The 17,250-nt window shown below is 68.4% G+C and carries 14 protein-coding genes and 3 pseudogenes; 5 read left to right on the forward strand and 12 right to left on the reverse strand.

The window, feature by feature from the left end; all coding sequences use genetic code 11:
* Positions 1-91: 91 nt before the first annotated feature.
* From ACIQMU_RS31240 to ACIQMU_RS31255, 4 genes and pseudogenes are all read right to left on the reverse strand, one after another.
* Positions 92-595 (reverse strand): annotated as a pseudogene (locus ACIQMU_RS31240) (transposase); the annotation flags it as partial.
* Between the two features lie 170 nt (positions 596-765).
* Positions 766-936, reverse strand: a complete 171-nt coding sequence (locus ACIQMU_RS31245; protein WP_402690212.1) for a hypothetical protein — start codon at positions 934-936, stop codon at positions 766-768.
* A gap of 314 nt (positions 937-1,250) precedes the next feature.
* Positions 1,251-1,846, reverse strand: a pseudogene (locus ACIQMU_RS31250) (site-specific integrase); the annotation flags it as partial.
* A 251-nt stretch (positions 1,847-2,097) separates the two neighbouring features.
* The gene (locus ACIQMU_RS31255; RefSeq protein WP_352242025.1) at positions 2,098-3,039 is read right to left on the reverse strand and encodes a LysR substrate-binding domain-containing protein; all 942 of its coding nucleotides are present in this window, start codon (positions 3,037-3,039) and stop codon (positions 2,098-2,100) included.
* A gap of 98 nt (positions 3,040-3,137) precedes the next feature.
* Here ACIQMU_RS31255 and ACIQMU_RS31260 point away from each other — a divergent pair, with 98 nt between their 5' ends.
* Positions 3,138-3,503 (forward strand): YybH family protein, encoded by a 366-nt coding sequence (locus ACIQMU_RS31260; protein WP_402690213.1) that lies wholly within the window; start codon positions 3,138-3,140, stop codon positions 3,501-3,503.
* Positions 3,504-3,695: 192 nt separating this feature from the next.
* Here ACIQMU_RS31260 and ACIQMU_RS31265 read toward each other — a convergent pair whose 3' ends face one another.
* Positions 3,696-4,046, reverse strand: coding sequence for a hypothetical protein (locus tag ACIQMU_RS31265; RefSeq protein WP_352242023.1), 351 nt, complete (start codon positions 4,044-4,046; stop codon positions 3,696-3,698).
* Between the two features lie 593 nt (positions 4,047-4,639).
* On the opposite strand from ACIQMU_RS31265, the gene ACIQMU_RS31270 reads away from it, so the two are divergent.
* A complete protein-coding gene (locus ACIQMU_RS31270; RefSeq protein ID WP_352242022.1) occupies positions 4,640-4,885 on the forward strand; it encodes a hypothetical protein in 246 nt (81 codons plus the stop codon).
* Between the two features lie 968 nt (positions 4,886-5,853).
* Here ACIQMU_RS31270 and ACIQMU_RS31275 read toward each other — a convergent pair.
* On the reverse strand, positions 5,854-6,549 hold the full coding sequence (locus tag ACIQMU_RS31275; protein ID WP_402690220.1) for a DciA family protein: 696 nt from the start codon (positions 6,547-6,549) through the stop codon (positions 5,854-5,856).
* A gap of 105 nt (positions 6,550-6,654) precedes the next feature.
* Between ACIQMU_RS31275 and ACIQMU_RS31280 the strand changes: the two genes are divergently transcribed.
* The gene (locus tag ACIQMU_RS31280; protein ID WP_402690214.1) at positions 6,655-7,152 is read left to right on the forward strand and encodes a hypothetical protein; all 498 of its coding nucleotides are present in this window, start codon (positions 6,655-6,657) and stop codon (positions 7,150-7,152) included.
* A 71-nt stretch (positions 7,153-7,223) separates the two neighbouring features.
* Here the strand turns inward: ACIQMU_RS31280 and ACIQMU_RS31285 are convergent, their stop codons facing one another.
* From ACIQMU_RS31285 to ACIQMU_RS31295, 3 genes and pseudogenes are all read right to left on the reverse strand, one after another.
* Positions 7,224-7,667, reverse strand: coding sequence for a hypothetical protein (locus ACIQMU_RS31285; RefSeq protein WP_402690215.1), 444 nt, complete (start codon positions 7,665-7,667; stop codon positions 7,224-7,226).
* 928 nt (positions 7,668-8,595) lie between these two features.
* A pseudogene (locus tag ACIQMU_RS31290) lies at positions 8,596-9,423 on the reverse strand (DNRLRE domain-containing protein); the annotation flags it as partial.
* Positions 9,424-9,571: 148 nt separating this feature from the next.
* On the reverse strand, positions 9,572-10,411 hold the full coding sequence (locus ACIQMU_RS31295; RefSeq protein WP_352242020.1) for a hypothetical protein: 840 nt from the start codon (positions 10,409-10,411) through the stop codon (positions 9,572-9,574).
* Positions 10,412-11,275: 864 nt separating this feature from the next.
* Here ACIQMU_RS31295 and ACIQMU_RS31300 point away from each other — a divergent pair.
* Complete coding sequence (locus tag ACIQMU_RS31300) at positions 11,276-11,986, forward strand: hypothetical protein (protein WP_402690216.1); 711 nt, start codon at positions 11,276-11,278, stop codon at positions 11,984-11,986.
* Positions 11,926-12,756 (forward strand): hypothetical protein, encoded by an 831-nt coding sequence (locus ACIQMU_RS31305; RefSeq protein WP_402690217.1) that lies wholly within the window; start codon positions 11,926-11,928, stop codon positions 12,754-12,756. The genes ACIQMU_RS31300 and ACIQMU_RS31305 overlap by 61 nt, the downstream gene beginning before the upstream one ends.
* A gap of 198 nt (positions 12,757-12,954) precedes the next feature.
* Here ACIQMU_RS31305 and ACIQMU_RS31310 read toward each other — a convergent pair whose 3' ends face one another.
* The 3 genes from ACIQMU_RS31310 to ACIQMU_RS31320 all read right to left on the reverse strand — a co-directional run bounded on the left by ACIQMU_RS31310 (position 12,955) and on the right by ACIQMU_RS31320 (position 15,997).
* Positions 12,955-13,602 (reverse strand): class F sortase, encoded by a 648-nt coding sequence (locus tag ACIQMU_RS31310; RefSeq protein WP_352242017.1) that lies wholly within the window; start codon positions 13,600-13,602, stop codon positions 12,955-12,957.
* A gap of 49 nt (positions 13,603-13,651) precedes the next feature.
* Entirely contained in the window at positions 13,652-14,287 is a 636-nt protein-coding gene (locus ACIQMU_RS31315; RefSeq protein ID WP_402690218.1) for a hypothetical protein, read from the reverse strand.
* 1,035 nt (positions 14,288-15,322) lie between these two features.
* The gene (locus tag ACIQMU_RS31320) at positions 15,323-15,997 is read right to left on the reverse strand and encodes a hypothetical protein (RefSeq protein WP_402690219.1); all 675 of its coding nucleotides are present in this window, start codon (positions 15,995-15,997) and stop codon (positions 15,323-15,325) included.
* Positions 15,998-17,250 lie beyond the last annotated feature (1,253 nt).

Genomic DNA, 17,250 nt, shown 5'->3' on the forward strand with positions numbered 1-17,250 from the left:
CCACCCGCTACGACAAAACCCGCGAATCCTACGAAGCAGCACTCACCATCGCGTCACTCCTGATGTGGATATGACCCTTTGAAGACAGGCCCTAGAAGGTGCCGTCGCGGAGCATGGCGAACAGGACGCTGGTGCGTTGGCGGGCGAGTCGGAGGAGGGCCTGGGTGTGGGTCTTTCCGCGTGCTCTTTGCCGGTCGCCGTAGGTGCGGGAGGCCGGGTCGACGTTCATGCAGGCGAAGGCGGAGAGGAACATGGCGCGTTTGAGCTGCCGGTTTCCGCCTCTGGGGGGCTCACCGTGGACCGAGGTCGCCGAGGACTTCGTCGTGGGGGCGAGGCCGGCGTAGGAGGCGAGGTGGGCGGCACTGGGAAAGGCGGTCCCGTCTCCGACGGTGACCAGCAGGACTGCGGCGGTCCTGACTCCGATGCCCGGCATCGAGGTCAGGACCGGGTGAAGAGGGTGGGCCTCCAGCAGGCTGCTGTTCTGGGCTTCCAGTGCCCGGCGCTGGTCGTGGACCGCGGTGAGCGAGGCGGCCAGGAACGGGATCACGATGTCGAGGGTGCCGGTTCCCGGGACCAGGGCGGTCTGTCGTCGAAGACGTCGTCGATCAGCAGCGCGGCTACCTTTCCATGGCATCGGCGATGGGCCGTGACTGGGAACGGCTGACGCCCCAGCGCGACGGGAACCGGCACGGCACGCCGGTGTTCCGGGATTCCGGAGAAGTCCCCTGACGCCACCCGCCGCTCCGAACGCGCGCCCCCTCGCGGCTACTCGGGTGGCCGGCCGGAGATTCCGACGTACCAGTCGTCGGCCTCCGTCATCCCGTCCATGCTCGGTGCATAGGGTTTGAGCAGGTCGTCGGCGTCCTTGAAGTACACCGTGGTGCAGAGCGGGTACTCCTTCCCGGTGGGGCCGTGACCGATTCCCGGGGGGGCCACCCCACACGAACTTTCCCGGCTGGGCCCACTTTTTGCGGGCGAAGGTCAAGGTGGGGTCCGCGGGTCCGCCGTGCCCCGCCGCAGCAGGTCCGACCAGCTCATGTATGTCACCTTGTCAGCGTAGAGCGCGAACAAGGCCGCACGGTGGCGCAGTTGACAGACGCGATCGCCGCCCACCTGCCCTTCGTGCCGACAGCGCGCCGGCCTTCGCCGTGGCGCTCACCCCCAGCGGCCTGCTGTCCGTCCGGTCCCGCTTACGCAGGCGCCCACCTCCACCTCCTCCTGGACGGGCGCGTCGTCTGCATCTGGGGCCGTGTACCCGCGTCCCAGTAGACCGTCTCCAGCACGAAGTCCGCGCGGACGGCGCCGCGGCGACGCGTACGGGGACGAGCACCCTTGGCCTTCACCTGGGCCCGGCGCCCCGCGAGGTCCAGATCCTCGATGTTGACGCCCAGGACCTCCTCCGCGCGGGCAGTGGTCTCGTAGAGCATCCGCCACAACGCCTTCTCCCGCAGGTGCACCTCCCGCCGCGCGATCAGCCGGTCGATCGCCATCTTCGAGCGCGCGGGAGACTCGGAGTCCGGCGGGGTGAGCCGCTTCGCCCAGACCGGGACCGCCGGGCCGTCGTACCCACGCTCACCACACCAGCCCAACCACGAGAGCACCGACGTACGCCGGGTGTTCCAAGTATTCACTGCGGCAGGGCCCCACAGCAGCTCCAGGGCCTCGCCGATCTTGTCGGCCACGACGAACCCAGCGGCCGGCCCTCGCCGAGCCGCTCGGCGGCCTTGCCCACCCCGGTCCCGTAGTCGCGGACCGTGTTCGGGTTGCCGACCGAGTCGAGGAACACATCGGCCGCTGCGCGGACAGTCAGCACCTTCCCGGCGGGCAGTTGTACAACTGCGGTCACCGCTTCCCTCATGCCGCAGATAACGAGGCCGCTTCACGCACGGCCTGACGGCCGTTCCCGCAGTTCGCGGGCAGCCGTCCCGCAAATAGTAGGGCGATATCCGTGGAACAACTTCAGACCGACCCCACCACCGATGCACTGTCAGCCGCTCACCAGGGACGTCGAACCCGCAGCGCACGATCTGACACGGATGTTCCTCAGCCCCAGGAGGCCCGCGAGTTCGCGAAAACTGAAGGCACTTCGGTGGGAACTCAAGGATCTGTCGCCCTGATGTCAGAGGTAGGCCCGTGGGTGAGCGGTGAAGTCGCGGGGTCGGGCTTGGTGAATGCTTGCCGGCTGTGCACGAGCAGTTCTCGCATCCCCGGGCTGTACGTGTTCTTCCAGATCAGGGCGAGCAATGCGGGTGTATCGACATCATCGATGGTGTGGGCGGTGAGCCGGTCGCGGTAGCTCGCGGCCATGGAGTCGCTGAGGACGGCGACGGCGAGCCCGCGGGCGGCGAGGTCGGCAATGGCGTCCGCGGCGCTGGCCTGCAGAGTGATCGCGGGTTGGAGGCTCTGTGCGGCGCATGCCTGGTCGAATACCGTGCGCAGGCCGGTGCCTGGCGGCATGCACACGATCGGGTAGGCGATCAGGTCGCGCAGCGTGACCCGCCGCTGTTTCGCCAAAGGGTGCCCGGCCGGGACCGCCGCGACGAGCCGCTCGCTGATGATGATCAGCGCGTCCAGTCCGTCGGGTGTGGCGGTTGCTGCCCCGATGAGTGCCAGATCGACGGTGCCGGTGCGCACCCCGTCGATGAGCCGGTCGGAGCTGTCCTCCAGCAGCGAGATCTCCACACCGGGATGTGCCCGATGGAATGCGGCGAGGGCGTCGAATAGCGGGGTGAGGGTGCAGCCGATGACCATCCCGACGGTGAGGTGCCCCCGGATCAGGTCGGTCACCTCACCCACCGCCTGGCCGACTGCCCCAGCGGCGGCTAGTGCGACGCGGGCGTGTTCGAGTGCGGCCTTTCCCGCGACGGTGAGGGTGACGGTGCGGGCCGACCGGTCGAACAGCTCGGCTCCGAGTTCCCGTTCCAGCTGGCGGATCTGGGCGCTGACACCGGACTGGCTGATGTGCACCCGCTCGGCTGCCCGGGTGAAGTTCTGCTCCTCGGCGACCGCGACGAAGTATTCCAGCTGCCTCAGCTCCATGACTGCAGATTCTAGTTTCCAGAAGATTCATCTGTTGGCGTTTTGGCCAGTCGGCGGCCACGCTGGGAAGCGTCAAAGCCCGACGTCAGGAGGAATCCATGCCGGACTACGAGAAGGCCATGCGGCCCGAGGACATCACCCGCTTTTTTGTCGAACGATCCAACGCCGGTGACGCGGCCGGGGTCGCCGCACTTTACGAAGAGGGTGCGGTAATGGCCTACCCACCCGGCGACCAGACGGTGGGCCGGGAGGCGATTCGTGCGCTGTGGGAGAAGGTGCTGGCCAACCGTCCCTGTTTCGAGCAGGAACAACCGCTGCCGACTCTGATCAGTGGCGACATCGCCCTCACTTCGACTCCTCCGAAGGACGGGGCCGGTGCCCGGGCGCAGGTCGTCCGGCGCCAGCCTGATGGAAGCTGGCTGCGCCTGCTCGACCAGCCCGAGTTCGTCCCACCCACCCGCTGACCCCTCGCCTCCGTGAGTTCGCGGAAGTGAGGGCTGTCGGGCGTGGCCCCGAGAGGTCGGTGCCCCCAGTGTCAAGGAGTTGATCAGTGGGTTCGTGGTGAAGTTGCGGGGTCGGTGTCCAGGGGCCGTTCCATGAGAGCGCGAGCGGAACTCGCGTAGCTGATCGCAGTCTTCTCGTCGAGGCCGAAGACCTCAGCGAGGTAGAGGGTCGGCGCCTTTGACCATGGCCTCTTCGAGTTGGCGGTCGACGCGGAGCCGCTCCAGTGTCGCGTCCTGTCCGCGCATCGGAGCGCTGATCCAGTGGTTGCTGGCGCGGCCGGTCGTGTTGGCGGTCTGGTCGTTGATCAGCAGGTGGAGGTTCGCTGTGTTCGGCCACCGGTTTCGCCGGTGCTCCAGCCAGTCCAGCAGTAGCTTCATGGTGAGGGAGTCGAGCGGGCGGACGCGTCCGGTGATGGTCAGCCGGACGGCGGCGAGCCGGTCCCGCACGTTTCCGCCTTCGCCCTGGAGGTGGTCCGCCCGTTGGCCGACGTAGAGGATCTCCATGTCCGAGGAGCCGCTACGGTCGGTTGGCGTTCACCTGGTTCGCCTCCGGGCGCCGGCTCGTTCGTCATACGGTGCACCGGTGAACAGGGAGATGCCGCCGAGCGGTGGAGCACGGCCCGTACAGGAACTGCCGGTAGCGGATGCGGTCTTGGTCGCCGCCCTCGGGGTGCAGGGCGAGGACGCGCCCGGGCGCTGGGCCTGCTGCGGGACGCCCATTGCATCCTGTCCGGAGCCGGGCGGCCTGGAGCAGGCCGGGGAGATCGTCGAGGCGTGCGTGCGCAGCGCGATCGACGCCCTGCTGAAACTGTCCGGGGCCCCGAAGAATCCCGTCGGCATGAAGTCGGCGGCGAAGGACCTGCTGGCGGCGGTGGACGCCTTCGGCCCCCAACCTGCCGGGCGTACGGGCCCCCCTGCACCAAGCCCCGGCGGGCCCCCGAGCCTGGGAGCCGGTCGCCCAGGCGGCCGAGACGCTGCGAGGCGAGATCGAGAAACCCGGCGGTCAGAGGCACCGTCAGGCGCGGTGGATCGCCTAGCGGCTGACGGGACTGCGGCTGGGCGCCTCGCAGGACGAAGCCCTGGCCCCGTGGGGGGATGTGTACTCGAAGGCGTCGGCCACCCTGCACGGCTCCGGTACCGAGGAATCCCGGCCCGCCCGCCTGTACACCGAACTCCTTCACATTGCGCGCGAGTTGCCGGTGCCGCTGCCCGGCCGCGCCGCCCGGGTCCTGGAGCTGGCCGCTCTCACCGACCCCGGCCCGCACGACGCGGCGGAGCTCGCCCGGTGGACGGACCCGCGGATGGAGGCGTTCTTCTTCCGCTCCGGCCCGTCCCCGGCCTGACTGGGCGTCCTGGATGAGCACGCCGGGCACCTGCTGCTCGCCGACGAGGAGAACGGCGTGTGGCCGGCCGCCCCGTTCCTCGAGCACCTGGCCCACACCGCCCCCGAGATCGCAGGGGAGTGGTTGGCAGATCAGGCTGTCGGCCTGGCCGCTGCCGGGCCCTCGGTTCTGGGTGCGCTGCTGCGCCTGGCCGACGCCGGAGTTCTGGCTCCGGGAGGCGTCCGGAAGCTGCTCCGGCACGTTCTGGTCCCGGCCCGCCCCGGAGACGAGCACGCGGACGTTCCGCGCCGTTTCGTGGCCAGCTGGGCCGCTCACCTCCCGCAGCGGGCCCGGGACGGCCAATGGGTCCCGGTGATCGAGGAGCTGCTGAGGGACACTGTCGACCTCGGGTACGCCGGCTACCGGGCCTACCGGTCCGAGTGCAGCCGCGCCCGCGCCGAGCGGCGGACGCCGCCCGAGCTGACGGGGGTCTTGGCCCGGGAGTGGGCCGCCCGCCTGCCCGAGCACGACGTGACCGGCCTCCTGCGGGAGCTGGTGATGAGCGTCCGTCCCGCCGACGGCACGGCGTTCCGCTGGGCCCGGCCCGTCCGGCACGCACGGGCGGGCCTGCTGCGCCACGACCTCGAAGCCTCCGACCGGCAGCCCTGGTCGGCGTACACCGACCTGGAGACGGTCCGGGTCCTGGACGCCACGTTCTTAAGATCGAACCGGAGGACTTCGCGGAGATCTCCTCGTACATCACGGAGAACATCCGCGGTTCGGCGAGTACTCCACCCACGAACTCGGCGTCGTCCCCGACGCCTACGAGCCGCACCTGGACGTCGACTTCACCGGGCTCCGGGACGGCCTGCAGGCCGACTGAGCCGGGCGGGCCAGCGGAGCTGGTGAGGGAGGCCGCACCCCTGGCCAGTACTCCACCCGCATCCAGGAAAACGCCGCCCACGCCGGGCGGATCGAATACCGCCCCCTCACGCCGTACGGTCCAGCCGCTGAGGCGCGGCCGTCGGAGTGATGGTGGCCAGCCCGGCGCGTTCGGCGGCGAGGCGTTGCAGGGCCCGCGCCCGGGATGCGTCGCTGGGCCGCACCTGCTGCTGGGAGGCCGCTTTGGAGCGGAGTTCATCGAGGGCCTGGCGGCCGTCGGCGAAGTGCCCCTCGGGCTCCCGAAGCCGTTCACGGAGCTGCCGTTCGGCCGCCGCCTGGACCTCGGGCCGAGTGCGCGACCGGGTGGTGTTCCAGGTGGCGCGGTGGGCGGCGATGGCCTCGCGATGTCCCTCCGGCGCCTCTTGCCTCGCAGGCTCCCCGGGCGCGGTAACGGGCTGCGGAGCGGCGGCGGGTACAGGCGTCCGGGCATCACGGGGCGCAGGCGGGGCGTGGTGGGGCCGGGTGTTCAGTGCGGCAGGTCGCAGGATCTCCAGCTCCCGGACGGTGTCCGGGCCGACGCTGTCGTTGACCTTGGCAGTGATCTGCTTCTGGTGGAGCGTCAGCTGGGTGCGGTAGGCAGGAGTGACGGGGCGCAGGTGCAGGGTTCGGGTGGCGGCGTCGTACCGGGCGGCCTCGGCCTTCCCGGCGAGCTTGGGGGCGATGGCCGGCCACTGGTCGATGACGCTGCCCGCCGTCGCGGCCGTCGGTGTAGCCCAGCCGCGCTCAGCGACCATCCGGGACAGGGCATCGGCGAAGGGTGACTGCGGTCCAGCTCGACCGCCCTGCCGGTGCCTTGTACGGTCGAGTCACTGTCGGAGCATGAGGTCGAGCTGTCAAAGAGGTGTACTTTGAGCAAAATTCTGGACAGCCACGAAATGGTGGTCAGTCCCAGCTACCGCCTATTCGGATTGATGGACATGAGTATCGAGCCGTATGGGCTGGATCCAGGTGATGCGCAGTGGCTTCTCTCCGTCCCTGGGCTGGTCTATCTCCAAGTGCCATCAGCAGTCATTGAATCAGCCGTGCGTCTGGAGAGCTGGTCCGGCAAACCCCCGGAAAGTCATGCCAATTGGTTCGGTCGGGAAGAAGCGGAAGTAGAGCTTCCCACCGGGGAGATCGGGATTCACACCATTGATGGCGGGGTTCAGGACATCCCTTTAATTCTTCCCTCGGCTGGGCTGTACGAGATGCGTTGGCAGTGGATGTTCAATGGGGATCGAGGGCCTTTCCTGTCGCCGATTGGAGGAGCGCGCGCATTGCCTGTGCCGCCAGGCCAGGAGAAAGAATTGAAAGGTAAAGATCAGTACTGCCTTGTGCAGATGTGGCGCACACTTGCCTATACATAGAGGGAATGATGGACTGTGGGGCCGAACTGGTTCGGCCCCACAGTCCATTAGCTTGCCGGTGTGCCGTGCCGTCAGTCGCAGTCGCCGACAACGAGAATGAAGGGATCGTGATTCAAGATCCGGTCGTTGTCGTACCAGGCATTCAGGCGGCGCCCAGCCTCCTGGTTCTCGATCCGATCCATATAACGAACGGAGAATGCATCCGTGTACTCCGTTCCTTCGAACTGTGCGCGCGCCGCGCCCTCATAGGTGGAGGCCATGGGGAACTCGTCGCAGTCGAATGCGTCATCAGGGCCGGGCTTGCCGGGCATGCCGGCACTGGTGCAAGTCCTGTCCTTCTGCTTGGAGTTTTCGTTGGCTCGGTTGAGCTCGTATGCTCCGGCCGCCTTCGCGAGACGGTGCATTGGCCGCAATGGATCTCCCCCAGGAAGGCTCTTGTCAGCCTTTGTCGGGTAAGTGCTGCCGGGGTTCTCCAGCGCGTCGCCGACATGGTCGGCAAACGGCAGCCACTCCAAGATATGGCTCTACAGGAGCAGAGGGATTACTTGTATCGCTTCGGTCGTAGCGCAGGGCGGGTGTGGCATCGGGGAATACTGAGCCCAGCTTCGCGCGCCTGTTGTAGGCGGCGCTGTCGAAACGAACTTCCCCTTCTTCGCCCTCCGTGGGGAGGGCCTGGCTATAGCCGGGGAGTGTGAACTTGAGTACGGGGGTGAACAATCCCGTAGCGATCTGGTCACCATTGGCAACATCGGGAACCCTCGGTGCCGTCGACCAGAGGTCGAATTTCGTGTCGCCGTCGAGCTTCCACTGGCTGGGTGAATCGCTACGGCCGGGGGAGACTCCAGTTTCGCAAGCGTCCTCGTCCTTGGCTTCCGCCGGAGCGCCGGCAGCCCAACTTCCCTCGCACTGCAAGGTGGCTTCCAGCTTTGCGCCGACCTTGCTGAAGTCTCCGGTAGAAAGGAAGACGTCCACGTTGTAGTCGAAATCCGCGTATCTCGTGGCTGTACCGCCCAGCAGGCCGCCTATAGCACCCTTTCCGATGAGCGTGTTTCGCGAGATGAAGGTGCCCTGCAGGTGGCATCCCGGCGGTCATATTCCGCACTTGATGGCTGGCATGACCGTCAAGGTCTCTTGGCAGTAGGAGAAGCGGTTCTTGATGTAGCCGGCCTGGTTGTCCGAGTCGTCGGCATTTACGCACTCATCGACGCTGGCGATGTATTCGTATTTGTCGAGGCCAGAAGTCTCTGGCTTGCGGCCACGGATGAACCTTGTACTCGGAACGGTGTAGGTACGCTCCCATGCCGCTCTTGTCTCAGCAGTTTCCCGGGTGGAGGGGCCGCCGCGGGGGAACACGCCGAGTGCTTTCAGATTGCCGTCGCGGTAGAGGACTTCTTCCACTCTGGCGGGGTTGGCGATCAGGGCGGGGTCATTGATGGTGTAGGAATCGCCGGGCTGCAGGGTGGTTGGGGTGCCGGCGGCCGCGGTCTCGACGACGAATGTGCGCCACGGGGACCAGTTGAGGTTGTAGTGGGTGCCGTCGTAGGCGTTGGTGCGGAACTTGTACATCTTGCCGTCCACGAGCTGCCCGGCGGGGACCTGCACCGTTGCCCAGGAGCCGGGGGCTACGGAGGCGGAGACGAGCAGTCCTTCTCCGGCCGGCGTGCTGATCGGCGTGTTGGTCGCCGCGTCGTAGACCTGGAAGGTGCCGCTCACCAGGTCACCGTCCGCGTCCTCGAACTTGCCCCTCAGCGTCGGCGTGAGGGTGTTGACGCCCCACACGTCGTTGTGGGACCGGAACGGAGGTCCTGCTTGCTGGGCTGTGCCGTCCAGCGGCCGGTAGTTGTAGGTGACGCTGAGCTTGGGCTGGTTGGATGCGTTGTTCGCGGAGTTGACCCGCTTCCAGGCTGCGGTGCTGTCGTTGGCCGCGCGCAGGCCCATGGGGCCGCGGGTCGCCTTGGCGGAGGCCCAGGTCTGCACCAGCGTGTCGACGTCGGCGTTGATCCACCCGTCAGGCTGGGCACCCGTGCAGCCGGGGTTACCACGTGTCTGCGTGGAGGAGTGGTACTGGGTCCAGGTCGGCTGGTTCGTCCACCGCGACGACGTCGACGACGCGCTGGTGTCTCTGATGGTCCAGCTCTGAGCTGAGCAGTCGGTGTTTCCCGAGCGGAAGTTCCACAGCGCCAGGTTCGTGTCGATGATCAACGCGTCCTGGAAAGCACTGGTGTTCCAGGTGATGAAGGACCGCGCGGTGCGCGGTGTCCCGTTGGGGTTCGTGCCCCGACGAGCAGGCCCGCGCTGAGCTGGGCGCCCTGGTCGCCCAAGCGGCCCGGCACCGAGCCACCGAGCGCGGGCGCCTGGATGCCGAGTTCTGGCAGGAGGTCGGCTGGTTTCTCTTGGCCGGGAGCGGTCGCGACCGGGCTCACTGTTGCTCGTCGGCCAGCCGTACGGCATCGGCGCGGCACACCTCGACGCGACGCGGGACGCCTCCTCGCGGTGCCCAGTCGACGCCGATCACCGCTGGGCCGTGGCGGTGATCGAAGAAGCAGCACGTTCTCGACAGGAGAGTGTCCAGCCCCATCCGGGCGTCCAGCCGGGCCAGCGCGGCCCTCCCCTCGGCGAGGATGCCGAGGACGTCGCCGGCGGCGGCCGCCTTCGCGCGGTCGTACGCGTCCAGCGCGAGCGAATGGTCCGCCACCTCGACGTACTCCACTCCCGGGAGGCTCGCGTCGAAGGGGTGCGCCGTGAGCAGCTCGCCGAACTCGGTGATCGCCCGCTCCTCCTGCGTCGTCCGGAGCCGGGGCGAAGGCGGGGGCGGGGACGGTTTGGAGGGCCGCGCGGGACGCTGGTGCCGACCGGCGGAGCCGCCGGGCCGTTCCCTGCTGACGTGGGTGACCCAGTACGCGCAGTACGCGCTGTTGAGCAGCCACAGGAGGAGAGGCGGCCAGAACGGCGAATCAGCCCGCACGACGACGCTGAGGATGCTGACGAACGGCGCGGCCCAGACCGCTTGGAATACCACCGACAGCAGCCCTTGGCCGATGGCCCGCACCGGACGGCGTCCGTCCTCCGGCCGGCTGAACAACAGCGTCGCCAGGGCGGGCCCAGCCGCGAGGAACAGGAGCCAGGTCAGTGCCAGACCCCAGGACAGGCCGTCGGCGAGCAGCAGGGAAAGTGCCACGGCGAACGTCGTGCAGAGGCCCGCCAGTGCTCCGAAGCCGACCGCCACCTGGCCCGTGACCTCGTGCGGCCAGCCTCGCACCCCACCGCGCGCGGTTGTCCGCGGTTTTCGTTCGGCGTCCCTGTTCACACGCGCCCCTCACACTCGTCGCCGGCCCGGTGCTCCAGTCGGCGGCATTTTGCGTACATCATGCCGGTCGGACGCCCCGGTGCCGTGCCGTTCCGGCCACTGCGGGTCCCCCGGGGCCCGGTGTACGGCCCGGGAGTACCGAGCGGGGGACGCAGAAGCCATGGTCACAGGCGGCGGTAGGGGCGGCCGCCGCGCCGCGGGAGGGCGGCCGGGTCGTCTGCTGACTCTCGTGTCGCTGTGCTGGGCATTCTCACGAGGCGCCGGCCGTCGTCTCGCCGGGGCCAGTGGGTGGGTGCCTCTTCAATGGTGTTCGTGGCGGGCCTGTTCACGATGGCCATGTTCATCGCGTTGTCGACGTTGCCGCTCTCAGGTGCTCAGGAGGCCGATCGCGACTTGGGCCGTTTCGACGCGCTCGCGAGCGCTGAGATGACGCTTCCCCCGGCAGTGAGACGCCGGCCCCGGCCATGGCCGGGGCGGCGCAGCGGGCCGGTGCGAACGAGTCCGCCGCCTTCCTCACCGCGCTCGACGTGCAGCTCGCCGTCACTCCGGCACGGAACGTGACCCTGCTGGAAGGGCAGTGGAATCCCAACCCTTACCCAGGTGTGTACGAGTTGACGGCCGGGCGCTGGCCGCAGCAGCCGGGCGAGATCGTTGTGACCGACCCCGGGGACGTCGGTAGCGGCCGTGAGCTTCGCCTGCGTGGCATGGTGCCTGGCGGCAGCTACCGCCGGTGCCGCCGCCGGAGTTGCCACCGGCTGGGCCCTACGACCGCTCCTGGCGTACCTGCAAGACCGGCCGGTGGGAGATGTCGACGGAATGACCGACGCTGCTACGCAGCTCCTCGCTCTGGTCGCGGCAACCGGAGTGCTGACCGGCGCGGGGCTGCTCCTGGCCCGCCGGACCCGCAGCGAGCAGCCTCACCCCACCACCACGTCACCGGCACACCAGCCGCAGGCGAAGAACCTCCGCAAGAAGAGTGCCGCGACGGTTGTCCGCGATGTCCGCCAGCTGGGCGCGCTGGGCGTCTGGTGCGTCTGCATGGTCTACACGGCGACACGCCTCGACACCCCGTCCGAGGGCATGTTCCTGACCGCCCTGATCACGGCCGCGGTGGTGCTGACGTTGCCGGAGTTCTTCGGACTCGCGACCCGTCTGCTCACGGAGCATGACGCCCGCCGCAGGCTGGCCCGCCGTCAACTGCGGGCCGACCGACGGCGGGCCCAGGCCGCCCTCGCCGTCCTTACCGTGATCATCGGCGCCGGCCTGGGCATGCTCGCCCTTCTCGACACCCTGATCCGCAGCAGCGAGAACACCGTGCAACCGGAGTCCTGCCCGGCCAGGTACTCCTGGCGCACCGGGCCGGCAGCGCCTTCGCACCACCCGAGCGGATGCTCACCGTGCTCAAGGAGAGCAACGTTCTCGAAGATCTTCCCCAGGCGGAATTCCACCGCCTCTCGAAGGAGTCCGTGGACGAAACCGGCCCCGTCCCCAGCACAACCCGCCAAGGCAACAACGGCGGCATCCTAGCCGTCGACTCACCCGACGACGTCCCCGTCCTGACCGGCCGCCCCCTTACCGCCGACCAGCGTGCGCTGCTCGACCGCGGCGGCCTCCTGGTCTGGGGGGACCGCGACAACGCCCCGCCCCCCGAAGGACAGCCGACCCGGCTTGTGGTGACTGAGGACGACCGCATCCTCAGCGAAACCCCTCCCCTGCCCTCCAAACCACTGGAACTGGCACGCACGGGCTGGCGCGCCGGCACGGACGGGATCCTCCTCGTCGACACCGCCCGCCGCCTCGACCTCCCCATCGCCGTGCGGGGCCCGATCATGGTCGCCGACGCCGACGACGGCCAGGACACGCGCGTGCAACAGATCCTCCAGGACCACGCGATCGACGCGCGCGCCGCCTACATCCATGTCGAGCCAGAACCACCGGTCCCGGACACCGCGCTCTACGTCTCCGCCGCAGCCTTGGCCCTGCTTGCGCTCACCACCGTCCTCACCGCGCTCCGCGGCCAGACCCGAGCGCTGAAGACCTACATCGACAGTCTCATCGCGCTGGGCATCCCGCCGTCCTGGGGCCGCCACATCATTCTCTGGCAGTACGCCCTGCTTCTGGGAACCGCCACTCTCCTCGGGCTCTTCATCGCCATCGTCCCGACCGTGGCTCTGGCCACCCAGATCCCCGACTTCGAGCTCAGCATTCCCTGGGGACAGATGAGCCTGCTCCTCGCCGCTCTCGCCCTGGCCTCCGTGCTCGCCGCAACCCGATCGACGCTCGCTCTACGCCGGTAGGGGCAGCGTCGTCCATCATGGATCGTTCTCAGAGGTCGTTTTCACCTGGTCCGCCCGCCACAACACCCCCGCCTGAACCGCACCCCAACACGCCGAGAATCTGCCAATAGGCGGGCGGGTCAGGTGAATACGACCTCTCAGTGGTAAGGGCGGCCGGTACCTCGGGAACGAGGTACCGGCCGAGCCCGACCGCGGCGTTCAGGCCGCCTTCTTCAGGGACGTGAGGTGGGCGAAGACCACAACATTCGCCGCATAGCCCGCCTTCTCGTCGAAACGCCCGCCGCAGGTCAGCAGGCGGAGTTCAGGCCGCCCGGTATCCCCGTACACCTTGTCGTTGGGGAACTTGTCCTTCGTGTACGTCTTCACCTTATCCACCGTGAATACTGCGGTTTTGTGATCCGCGCGCACCACGTTGACCTTGTCGCCCCGGCGCAGTGCGTTGAGGTTGAGGAAGACGGCGGGACCGGTCCTGGTGTCCCGGTGGCCCACGAGCAGGGCCGTGCCGTCCTCACCGGGCGACGGTCCCCTCTCGTACCAGCCCGTCAGCTTGGGCTTGCTCAACGGTGGGGCTTCGAGCCGGCCCTTGGAGTCGAGGCCGAGTCCGGTGACCGCCGCCTCGATGAAGATGGCGGGAATGGCGACCTTCAGTGGGCGGGAGGGCGCCAGGGGGGCGTGCGAGACGGGCACGTGCTTCTCCGGTTTATGCGGTGCCCGTTGGAACGGCTCCCCCCCGCCGCCCGCGGCGTCGCTGCCGCGGGCGGCGGTGACCGTCTGGGTGTCTTCGGAGGAGCCCGAGGACACCCAGACGATGCCAGCCACCAGAGAAGACATCACGCACAGCGTCATGGTGAGACGGCACGCGCGCGTCGGTCCTCGTCGCCGTCGGCAGCGGGCGTTACGCCTCGCCACGGGCACGGCGACGTGCAGACCGGCGCATCATGAGCAGGCCCGCGGCTCCGGCGGCCCCGGCGGCCAACGCGGCGGAGGTTCCGGCGTTCGAGTCGCTTTCGGAGCTGATGGGTTCCATGTCCGGGACGCCGCCACCGCCTGCAGGGACCGCGCCAATGGGCTGCTGCGGCTTGTGAGGCTTGCCGCCGCCGTGACCGCGGTCGGGGCACTCGACCTTGAAGCTCTTTTGCTTCGGGCCCGCCGGCACCACCCACACCAGCTGGTATGTGCCCTCCGGGAGCAGGTACGGCTCACTGCGCGCACTGCCGTTGATGAGCGGGAGGGTGCCCAGCAGGGTGTTGCCCGGCGGTACGGTCGGGGGCTGCTCAGTGATCGTCCAGGGGACCGAGGGGAACGACTCGAAGTTGCTCGCCGCCAGCACGAACTTGCAGACCTCGACCCCGTCGCGGTCACCGCGTGAGTGCCAGCTGACCGATCGGATGTCGATGTCACCGCTGTCACCGGGGAGGGCGTAGGCGGCGGGTGCTCCGGCCAGGGTGGCGCCGGCGACCGCGACTGCGACGGCCACCTTGGCGCCCGTGCTGCGGACGCTGTGGGAGCGGACGGAACTGGAGATGCGCATGAAGACTCCTTCAAGGCGGGATGATTGTCATACTGATCACCTGATCGCCTAAGAAGTGCCATGAATCTTCGTAAAAGTCAGGTAAGACACGAAAACAAGCCAGAAGTGCCCTGAACGGCAGACGCCGCCCGAGTGGACTTCGGTCGGCGGATCGGATCGGGCCACCTGTGGGCTGCTGGGAAGCAGCAGCGTGACGGAGCCCGAACGGCCCGGTCTTCACCAGAAGCTCTGCTCTGGCCCGACACGACCGACACCGCTGTCCTTCCTCCTGCGCCCCCACACATGCGGACCTGCTGCCCGGCCTGCCGCAGGCGAAAAGGCCCCGGGGTGTTCGCCATCTCATGAGACCCGATGTTCCACCGGACGAAGCCGTGGTCGCCTGCCCGGGGGCGAGGGCATCGTCGCCAAGGGCGCCGCCCAAGCCCTACCGGCCGCGGGGCGTCGCGGATGGCAGAGCTGGGCAGCCAGCCGAGCGCCGGCCCGCCCCGCCAGAGCGAGCCCCACCCGCCCCAGGGCGCGGTGGAGCCGCGTGGTGAACCGTGAGTGCGGGACAGTCAGCCGTTGAGAGCGGCTCGGCGAACGTCCGGCGTGGGCAGTCGTCCGACCCGCAGACGAAGCGCCTGACCGTCACCAGCACCATTACCGTCCACTGCCGACCACAGCGGCGAACGGGAGGGATTTGAGGGAGTGTCACTGCCGGCTGTCAGCGACATGGCGTACGCCGTCTCACACGAGTTCGACTTCCCACAGAGAACGCCGAGGTAGCGCTCCGCGACGGCTCCCCAAGATCTGTGCCAAAACCCGGTTCTCGTGCACAGAGCCACCCGCCCGGCCCGTACGCGCTGTGCGGCGTGATCAGGTACGCGCCGTTGGTGATCTGCTCGTCCGTCCAGCCGGTCACCTCGATCAGCTGCTCATCCAGCGGCCCGCCGGTCAGCTCGTGATATGTGTGGCCGGGCTGCGGCCCGGTCGCAGGACTGTCGTGCTCGGTGCCATACACCCGTGGTGCCTGAGTCATCAATGAGTCAGCGGGAATCAGTGGTCGCTCGTGGGGACGACGCGGAGGTCCTTGCCGTCGCGGCCGGAGAGGGTGCGGCGGTGGATGTCTTTTCCGTCCCACCAGGTGATGGTGGCCCGCCAGTGGGTGTCGTAGAGCTTGGTTCGTCCGATGAGGAAGAGCGAGTAGAAATCGCCTTCCTCGACGGTATGGGGAAGGCTCACGGACTGGCCGAGGTCCGCTTCGAGCTGACGAGCCGCCTTCTGTTGCGGGCTTCGCAGCAGATAGGCGGCGGGAATGGGCTGGTTCAACGGGAGAGTGTCCAGATCGACCGCGAGGTACGAGGGTTCATCGGGTCCGCTGCCGCACCCGGGCGGTCCTGTGACAGTGCCCGGAGCGGACTTTTCGCGGCGTGTCACCGTGACCGAGATGTCGCGGACCTCGACGGACGAACCGGCGTCGCCGTGCACGGTCACGGCAGCCTCCAGAATCCCCGCATGGACGGCTCGTCCTTCCCGCGCCCACCGCGCAAGCTGATCAGGATTTGCCTGGGCCACTTGGCTGCTGATCGAGGGATCGCTGCTGGGGACGTACCAGCGGTTCAGACATGCCTGCTCGTTCGGCTCGACGAACAGCGTTGCCGAGGCCGCGGGAAAGACTTTCTGCCAGGCAGAGACGGCTGCCGGCGAGGCAAGACCGATCGCGGTGACCACCAGTGCCCACAGCGCAATCCTGTCGGTTGTTGAGGTGCCTCGGTACCGTCGGCGCACCCGCTGGAGACGAGAGTCCGGCGGCACCTCGGGAGCCGGAGGCGCGGGACGAACGGGCGCCACCGGAACCGTTGGCGAGGCAGGTGCTTCCCCGGGTCCCGGAGGCGGCTGTGAGCTCCCCTCGCCACTCCGCTGCGCGTCTCCCGAACCGTCCAACACTGTGCCCCCTGGTGTAGCCATCGCCGAATCGCGAACCTAGCTCAAAAGCCAAGATCGGGCACCGCGCATCCCAGCAAGAGACCAGCCCTTGCTGACGGGAGTACGTCACCCCTTCGTTGTCCTCGGTGCACCGGGTGACGGGGTAGCCGAGCAGGCCCTCAGCGGCCACGTTCGCACCGTCAGCCCGACGTCGTCGAGGACAACGTCGGCCCCGTCGTCACCGGCGTTGGCACCGTGTTTCCGGACCGCCTGTTCGTGCTCCCGGGCGGGCACGCCGAAGTGCTGCGTGACGTAGTGGTGGCGTACGTACGGTGCGATGCGCCGGTAGGCCCGGATCGGTCGGCGGCGCTCGCCGGGGGAGGCGTCCCACCACCCCCGGGCAATGCCGTAGAGACCCTAGAGGGCTGCGAGGACGGCAGCCAGCGTCAGACGTTCGGTTCGGTGTCGATCACCGGACGGGGAAGGGCACGCGCACGTCCTGCCGTGGCGTCCCTTCTACGTGCTTGCGCGATGATCCGCCGGCCCCTCAGGGGAGCAGCTCAGGGGAGCAGCTTCTGCGGCGCGGCGGTACGCGACGGCAGCTTTCGATCCGGCCCCTCCGCGCGCGCCTCGCGGACCGTCCGGCCGTCGTCCGACACCCGGCTGTTTCGAGGCATCCCGGCGCGCGCCTCCGTCGCGTCGCGCGTTGCTCGTGCGCTGTCCGGCGAGGGTTCACCCAGTGGGTGGTCGTCGCTTCGTTGTGGGTGGTGGGGGTGTTGGTGGTGTTGGTGGTGTGCGCGGTGCGGTGTGGTGGTGGTTGTTGGTGTGGCCCCGGGGCGGTTGGTTGGTGTGGGCCGGGTGGGCCGTCACCGTTCCCGCACGGGCCGCGTGTCCCTGCCCGCCGGAGCGCGTCACGCGGACCGTGGACGCCTTTTTCAGGCATGAGAAGGGGGGGAGCCAGTTACTGATCGTTTCAGAATGAAGTTTGTTGCAACCCTTGGCAGGTGGTTCACATGTCGGCAGGATCTGCTGGGTGTCTGCTGATCTTGTGTCTGATG

Source organism: Streptomyces sp. NPDC091649, assembly GCF_044756785.1.
Classification (GTDB): Bacteria; Actinomycetota; Actinomycetes; order Streptomycetales; family Streptomycetaceae; genus Streptomyces.